Annotated in this window: 8 protein-coding genes and 2 pseudogenes; all 10 read right to left on the bottom strand. The window is 40.7% G+C overall.

From position 1 onward, the window contains the following. Positions 1 to 442: pseudogene (locus D7D25_RS17245) on the bottom strand (hypothetical protein); the annotation flags it as partial. 225 nt (positions 443 to 667) lie between these two features. Continuing rightward, positions 668 to 916, bottom strand: a complete 249-nt coding sequence (locus D7D25_RS17240; protein WP_122970158.1) for a hypothetical protein — start codon at positions 914 to 916, stop codon at positions 668 to 670. An 81-nt stretch (positions 917 to 997) separates the two neighbouring features. Beyond that, positions 998 to 1,195 (bottom strand): hypothetical protein, encoded by a 198-nt coding sequence (locus D7D25_RS18200; RefSeq protein ID WP_185140293.1) that lies wholly within the window; start codon positions 1,193 to 1,195, stop codon positions 998 to 1,000. Positions 1,196 to 1,262: 67 nt separating this feature from the next. Continuing rightward, entirely contained in the window at positions 1,263 to 2,057 is a 795-nt protein-coding gene (locus D7D25_RS18195; protein ID WP_185140292.1) for a hypothetical protein, read from the bottom strand. A gap of 13 nt (positions 2,058 to 2,070) precedes the next feature. Further along, entirely contained in the window at positions 2,071 to 2,295 is a 225-nt protein-coding gene (locus tag D7D25_RS17230; RefSeq protein ID WP_185140291.1) for a hypothetical protein, read from the bottom strand. Between the two features lie 316 nt (positions 2,296 to 2,611). After that, positions 2,612 to 3,019, bottom strand: a complete 408-nt coding sequence (locus tag D7D25_RS17225) for a hypothetical protein (RefSeq protein WP_122970157.1) — start codon at positions 3,017 to 3,019, stop codon at positions 2,612 to 2,614. A gap of 9 nt (positions 3,020 to 3,028) precedes the next feature. Beyond that, the gene (locus D7D25_RS18635; RefSeq protein ID WP_122970156.1) at positions 3,029 to 5,152 is read right to left on the bottom strand and encodes a T6SS effector amidase Tae4 family protein; all 2,124 of its coding nucleotides are present in this window, start codon (positions 5,150 to 5,152) and stop codon (positions 3,029 to 3,031) included. A 256-nt stretch (positions 5,153 to 5,408) separates the two neighbouring features. Continuing rightward, positions 5,409 to 6,095 (bottom strand): hypothetical protein, encoded by a 687-nt coding sequence (locus tag D7D25_RS17215; protein WP_122970155.1) that lies wholly within the window; start codon positions 6,093 to 6,095, stop codon positions 5,409 to 5,411. A gap of 8 nt (positions 6,096 to 6,103) precedes the next feature. Continuing rightward, a complete protein-coding gene (locus D7D25_RS18630) occupies positions 6,104 to 7,003 on the bottom strand; it encodes a hypothetical protein (RefSeq protein ID WP_370453868.1) in 900 nt (299 codons plus the stop codon). A 24-nt stretch (positions 7,004 to 7,027) separates the two neighbouring features. Next, positions 7,028 to 7,108 (bottom strand): annotated as a pseudogene (locus D7D25_RS18855) (hypothetical protein); the annotation flags it as partial. Positions 7,109 to 7,206 lie beyond the last annotated feature (98 nt).

Here is a 7,206-nt window from a genome sequence, read left to right as displayed (position 1 = left end):
CGTCGGCATTGGCTATATGGGTGATACTGCCCAGATAGTCCCTGCAAATGTAGTAAATTTTCCAAACATTATTCTCCCTTACATATACCGCAGGGGCGGAATAGGCGTCGCCGCCCAGGTAGAGGCGTTCGATGCTGTTCTCCACGTCCATTTCGTACTGCTTGCCGATGTAGTACCGTGTCAAAAGAGCCGTTCCACCTTTGGTAACGTCCATTTTTACGCGATCACCCGCAGCGTTGCAGGTAAACTCCGCAAAAGTGGTAATCATTCCGGCCTGATAGGGATTGGGCTGAACGGTTTCTCCGATACTCAATGGTCGTTGAAACGAAGAGTAGGAAATGGTCTGGTACTTGGAAAACGCTTCGTCTCCCGCAGGCGTAAGCATTGTTACCTGATAGGGTTTTGCCGTATTGCCATAAGTTAGTGTTCCCACTCCCGGCATGGAGGTGATGTTGCCGTTGGCTTAGATGAAAATAAGTTTGGAGAGAAAGCTACCCCGCCGCTGCAGGATAGCTGTTTTTGCTACTTTTGTTACGAACTGTCCGGTATTGTTTTCATCGTGATATTTTTTTGAGATGTGTACCAGTTGATGAGTGAGGGAAAGGACAGGGAATTTTATCCCTGCCTTTACGTCTAATTTTTAAAATTATTTTTGATAATCAGATGATTATTTCAGTAACTCCCGATTTGGAGCATTACCTATCCAATATATAAAATCAAGATTGATATTTTTATTATCAATACCTTGAATTTCTAAAATTGATTTTGCAAGATTTCTTATTGTATTCCAATCAGAATATTTTTTTAATGATTCTATAGTCCATTTGGCTGGGTCCTTAGACATATTATTGAATAAGATATTGATTTTGATGAGCAAATTTACACTATCGGAATCTAATATTTTGTCTTTAGACATTTGATACATATTTCTATATATGTCATCAAACAACAAAGCTATCTCATCAGGGATAATAACAAAAGAAGGAAAAGCACAAATTTACTCATCATAAGAAGATGCCAATAATTTAATAACTTGAAAGAATGTATTAACTTTTTCTCTATCCATAAAGATATTATTTTTAATTCTAAAAGAAAATTCTAAATGTACCTTTACCTGATGAAATTTTCCAATAGGAGTTAGCTCCGTGATGCCCGCCTCCTGGGTGCCATTGGATAAGTCTTCCCGTAGTTCCATTAGCACCATACTCTCTAAGAATCAATCCTTGTCCTTGATGAGAGCCTTTACCTAATGTTTCTACTTTCTACCCAGGTGTATCACTAAGAATTCCTTCAATTTCTAACGGGGTTTTCCCACGTAATAATTCTGGATTTGCAAAAACGTCATCGACACTTTCCAAAACAGTTCCGACTTGTCTTAAGGAAGTTGATGTGTCAGATTTTCCGCTCCACAAATCCAGATTATTTGCTTTGGCATATTTGTATCCGGCAAAACCTCCGGCACCCAATCCGATTCCTGCTCCGGTTAAGGCTGAATTAAGTCCGGCATTCCATCCTGCCTGTAACGAAGTCGCAAAATCACCCTTGGTGGCAATCATGCTCATGGTAAAACCCGCGGTAAAACCACCCGCCAGCCCTCCGGCCGCACCTCCTATAGCTCCCGTTAGCGCACCTTTTATTACAGGGCTTGCAATTTTTGCTCCCGCACTGGTAATTAGGCTAATACCTCCTTTAGCTGCCCATTGTCCCGCAGCCCCGCCCGCAAAGCCAGACAGCGCGCCAATACTTCCCTGTAATAATCCGTTACCTAAAACTCCCCATAAATCCTTCCCTTCCAAAGCAGCACCAAGTGCTCCACCTGCAAAACCTCCTGCGGCTCCTCCTATTGCTGCAACTAATAACGGTGATCCTGCCCCGGCAGTTGCAACAGTAACAACAGCTGCAACTGCTATTGTTACTACCGGGACTACTATTTTTGAGTTTTTCTTTAACCAATCCCAAAAATCATTGTACCATGCATAACCTGTTAAATCAAAATATAATAATGGGTTATTAATGCAATAGCTGTACCGGTTAAAACTTTGGGTAAAATCCGGCATCTGCACATACGGATCAGGGCTTAAAAACCTGCCACAACGGATCATACAACCGTGCGTTCATATTTATCAATCCAAACCAGTAGAGGTGCTCATGGCCGGTGTAGCCCCGCCCAAGGAAGAGCACTGGCTCGCTTCCCGGAGCATAAGCCGCCTGTGTGGAAGGATCCCTGAGCCGCCCCCAGGCGTCGTAACTCAATTCCTGTTTCGCAATTTTGCAGAATTCCTCCTCGTTCGGCATTTCAAAGAGCCGTCGGCATTCGTCACGTGGGCGATACTTTCAATAAGATTGGGAATAAAGCTACCCCGCCGCTGCGGGATAGCTGATTATTTTTACTTGCTTGATCATGAACTATCCGGTATTGTTTTCATAATGATATTTTTTAAATTATTTGTAGTGTTGGATAATGAAGTAAAGAGCCATCCGCATTGGCTATATGGGTGATACTGCCCAGATAGTCGCTCCTTATAAATTCAAATTACGTTGAAGAAATATATTTTCCCTTGTCCGAATTTGCTTTCAATCTGATTACGCCTGTTTTTCCCCGTCTATGTTTCTATTCCTCACCGCGGATTAGCGTCTCTTTAATCATATAAATATCCATCGATTTTATAAATTGATCTACTCTTTTACTTTTATACTCTTCAATACTAAGAATTATAATATTTTTAGAATCTTTATTTTCATATGAAGAAATCTCTATAGTTGAAATGAAGTTATTTGCTAAACTATCAACTTTTTGTAATGCAGGTAAAGAATAATTTAATACATCGAAATAAACCGATTTAGAACGGTCAATATTTCCTAAATCAGTACTTTTAAACCCATAATACATACAACAACATAAAAAATAATCTTTTAATAATTCTCTGTTTTTTTGTATTTCATAGTTTTCACCCTTACATGTAAAAAAAGAAAATAAAATAACTGCAGAAAAAAAAATGGTTTTTAATTTGAGTTTCATATTATCTATTTATTTAAAATTCCATAAGTTAAATCGATGCACGCCACCGCTGGCATTTGAATATGCACTTCCAATAACATTTCCATTATTAAATAGTGTTGCATGTCCCCAAGCTCCAAATTTAGCGGGATACGAAGCCTGCATTATATAAATTCCTTTGCCTGATAATGCGGAGTAGTTTTTCACAGAATAATTGGGTTTACCAAAAACTGCTGGTCTAGACATCCATTTATACAAATCAGATGCCCGATAAAAATAGTATTTACCGTCTGCCCCTTTTAGTGTTTGGCCGGATATTTTTGGTATTTCTGTACCCGCATAATTCAAAGCTCTTGAAATCCTTAAAGCACAGGCATTATTATATGATTGAGGGTCTCTATTATGTTCAGATAAAACATCACCACCGATAAGATTATAAACTTCGTTTGCAGGCATATCTCCACCTGTTTCATTAGTTGGATAATGTTCAAGTAAATCTTTAAACTTTGGTCTGTTAATTCCTTGTTGTAAATGGTTAAGTCCTGCCGTTATTAATCCCGTTGCTGCTCCCTGCCAAAAATTACCCCCGCTGAGAGATGATCCTATCCCCCCAGCTAATCCTGAAAAAGCATAATTACCCAATGTGCTACTTGCAAAATTGCCACCATACATCATGAATGCTGAACCCGCCAACGACCCTAATCCTCCTGCCGCAAATCCTTGCATAAAATCTCCGCCTGAAAATTGAGAAATCATTCCATTAGCAAATCCGTGAGTATAAGCTCTTGCAACTTCTCCTCCGATACCCATACTTCCGACCGGACCAAATATTTGACCAATTCCTGCTGTAACAACTCCTGAGATTGCACCCAATCCTACGGATTTACCAAATTGACTCCAACTCCAATTATTGAATCCACCATTACTGAATGCCACACTAGCAGTATAGCCGGCACCTCCAATCACCGCACCCCATAATGCGGCATCAATGAATGTTCCTATGCCGGGTAATAAAAAAGAAAATATAAACTCTCCATCCTCATCCACATACACCAGCGGATTGTTCAAACAGTAACTATACCGGTTGAAGTTCTGCGTGAAGTCCGGCATCTGCACATACGGGTCGGGGCTTAAAAACCTGCCAAGCAACGGATCATACAACCGTGCATTCATATTTATCAATCCAAACCAGTAGAGGTGCTCGTGTCCCGTATATCCTCTGCCTAAGAACAGAGCCGGCTCACTTCCGGGTGTGTATGCCACATGCGTTGCCGGATTGCGAAGTCTTCCCCAAGCGTCGTAACTCAACTCCTGTTTCAAAGAAACGTCGGCATTGGCTATATGGGTGATACTGCCCAGATAGTCCCTGCAAATGTAGTAAATTTTCCAAACATTATTCTCCCTTACATATACCGCAGGGGCGGAATAGGCGTCGCCGCCCAGGTAGAGGCGTTCGATGCTGTTCTCCACGTCCATTTCGTACTGTTTGCCGATGTAGTACCGTGTCAAAAGAGCCGTTCCACCTTTGGTAACGTCCATTTTTACGCGATCACCCGCAGCGTTGCAGGTAAACTCCGCAAAAGTGGTAATCATTCCGGGCTGATAGGGATTGGGCTGAACGGTTTCTCCGATACTCAATGGTCGTTGAAACGAAGAGTAGGAAATGGTCTGGTACTTGGAAATCTCTTCGTCTCCCGCAGGCGTAAGCATCGTTACCTGATAGGGTTTTGCCGTATTGCCATAAGTTAGTGTTCCCACTCCCGGCATCCGGATGATGTTGCCGTTGGCTTCATACGTAATCTGTTGCGAGCCGATGGAACTCAATCTGTTTAAATTGTCATAACCGAATGTTTCGGTTTTTTTTTGTTTGTTGTCTTTCCGGCTGAGCAGGTTGCCCTTTTGCACGTCGAAGTTGTAAGTGAAACTTTGTATGCTACCCGCCGTGCGTCCGGTGGGCATCCCGAAAGCGGTGTAGCCGTAGGTGCGTTGCATGCTGCCCGTGGTGGCTTTGACGGGCTGCCCCAAAGCGTTCTCTTGCGTCAGCTTCCAGATGGAGGCGGTTCCCCACCTGATCTCCGTATTGTGCCCGTAGGCATATACAAAGTTTTCGGTGCCGATGGTTCCGTTTTGGGAAGTGTATTGGACGCTTGCCACATTTCCAGCACTGTATGCAAAGGTTTTTTTGAGCCACTTGCCGTCGGGGGCGGTTGCAATGAGGATGAAAATAAGTTTGATATTGGAAAAACTGCCCCGCCGCCGCGGGATAGCTGACTATTTTTTCTTGCTTGCCTAGGAACTATCCGGTATTGTTTTCATATCGTTATTTTTTTAAAAGATTTTCTTTAAAATTTATTGCTGTTTATCAACTTGTTATAACTATAGCACCTGATTTCGAGCATTACCCAATCTCCTATTCTACAAACTCATAACCATTACTCATAAAGTCATTTTTGTATTTAAACCTTTCTTTATTGCCTATAAACTCATGCATATTGTAAATTTTCCATTGTAAATTTTCATCATAATCTACAGGTTTGATAGAATCACCTATAACTATAAATCTTTGTATAACCGGCATACTTGTCAAAAAGTACAAAACAGGCTTTGTATCCTGATAAACTTGCTTATAAAAACTCTCTGCCAATATCTTTATATTATCTCCATATACAAAACAGGGTTCACCTGTTACATTTGTTCTTACACTCCCTAAATAAATTCCTTCTTTACAGAACACATAAGTTTCTGAATGATATAACTTATCAGTTGATAAATAATTAAAAAATCTCTCTCTTTTTAGTTTTTTCTTTTTTGCAGAACACATTTTTTTGAAATTTACCCTATGAAATGTTATAAATTCGTACCCTTCATCACACTCGGGCAGTGTACAGAGTTCCGATGAATATTGTTTTCCAAGTAACGCTCTGTTTTTCTTATTGTTTTCAATAGCTTTATTCAATAAATCCAGCTCTCTCTCTCGACTAATTGTTTTTTTATAAGTTGAGAAAATTTTTCTGTGAAACTTTTGGTAATTCGATTGAGATACTAATTCTGCGTTTAAACTCAGTAGTACAAGTAGTATAAAACCAAACTTTTTCATATTCTAACTTAATATCTAAAATATCCGACTTTAATAAAATTGGAATGTCCTGATACCGTTCTCCCTACAGCAGGATCCCAAAATAGAACGGACTTTATAATCTGTTTCACTCCTCCCCCAAAAAGTTTCAGTCTATTTTCAACCGTATATCCTACAACATTAACTGAATGATTAGTACCATTTTGTGATACAACTCCTATTATTTCTGCAGAGTTATTATTCAATTCTTTACCGACAATATCCCAGTTATTGATTTTAAAAATATCCTTACCTGTTTTACTTTTGTATATCTCTAACGGATCTGCTCCATCTGCACCTAATGCCTCGTTTTGGAAATCCAATCTTGAATAATTTTCTCTACCTGAAGAGGCATATTCATCGGAAACGGAATAACAATGTTTATTGGGGTCTGATTGAGCAGCTATACCTGTTTTAACTGTAGATTTATATGATGTTTCACTATACACTTTTTTACCTGTCCAGGGATTGGCGTCTAATTTTTTTGCATATTTATAACCTTTTATACCTCCTCCAATCGCTCCTGTTATAGCACCATTAACAGCTCCAGAAATTAGGTTTGATTTCCAATTATCGAAGAAATTATTACCGGCAATTAAATTATTTCCCCCATTCAAAAGGAAACTGCTTCCACCTCCAATTATTCCTCCGGATACTGCACCTATTCCTACACCGGCAGCAACACCTACAGCTTTAAATGTTGCTGCAGCCCATGCTCCGCCCATCGCAGAAAGCGTACCAACAGCAGCACCAACAGCAAAGTATCCTAAGCCCTTTGCATTAAACTGGAATCCATGCGTTGCCCAATTAACAATACCACCAACTACTGCACCAATAATAAGATGAATGAATTCCCCATCCTCATCCACATACACCAGCGGATTGTTCAAACAGTAACTATACCGGTTGAAGTTCTGCGTGAAATCCGGGACCTGTACATACGGATCAGGACTCAGAAAACGTCCAAGAGCCGGATCATACAACCGGGCGTTCATGTTGATTAAGCCGAACCAGGACAGGTGCTCATGGCCGGTGTAGCCCCGCCCAAGGAACAGCGCCGGCTCGCTTCCCGGAGCGTAAACCGCCTGCGTAG

Source organism: Proteiniphilum sp. X52, assembly GCF_003712195.1.
Taxonomy (GTDB): domain Bacteria; phylum Bacteroidota; class Bacteroidia; order Bacteroidales; family Dysgonomonadaceae; genus Proteiniphilum.
Note: the sequence above shows the minus strand (reverse complement) of the source record. Positions and strands in the feature narration are given on the sequence as shown.

What these genes read in the sequence shown, in the direction of transcription:
- D7D25_RS18200 (WP_185140293.1), bottom strand. Translation starts at nt 1,195, where the DNA reads ATGGAACTACGGGAAGACTTATCCAATGGCACCCAGGAGGCGGGCATC.
- D7D25_RS17225 (WP_122970157.1), bottom strand. Translation starts at nt 3,019, where the DNA reads ATGAAACTCAAATTAAAAACCATTTTTTTTTCTGCAGTTATTTTATTT.
- D7D25_RS18195 (WP_185140292.1), bottom strand. Translation starts at nt 2,057, where the DNA reads ATGCCGGATTTTACCCAAAGTTTTAACCGGTACAGCTATTGCATTAAT.
- D7D25_RS17240 (WP_122970158.1), bottom strand. Translation starts at nt 916, where the DNA reads ATGTCTAAAGACAAAATATTAGATTCCGATAGTGTAAATTTGCTCATC.
- D7D25_RS17215 (WP_122970155.1), bottom strand. Translation starts at nt 6,095, where the DNA reads ATGAAAAAGTTTGGTTTTATACTACTTGTACTACTGAGTTTAAACGCA.
- D7D25_RS17230 (WP_185140291.1), bottom strand. Translation starts at nt 2,295, where the DNA reads ATGCCGAACGAGGAGGAATTCTGCAAAATTGCGAAACAGGAATTGAGT.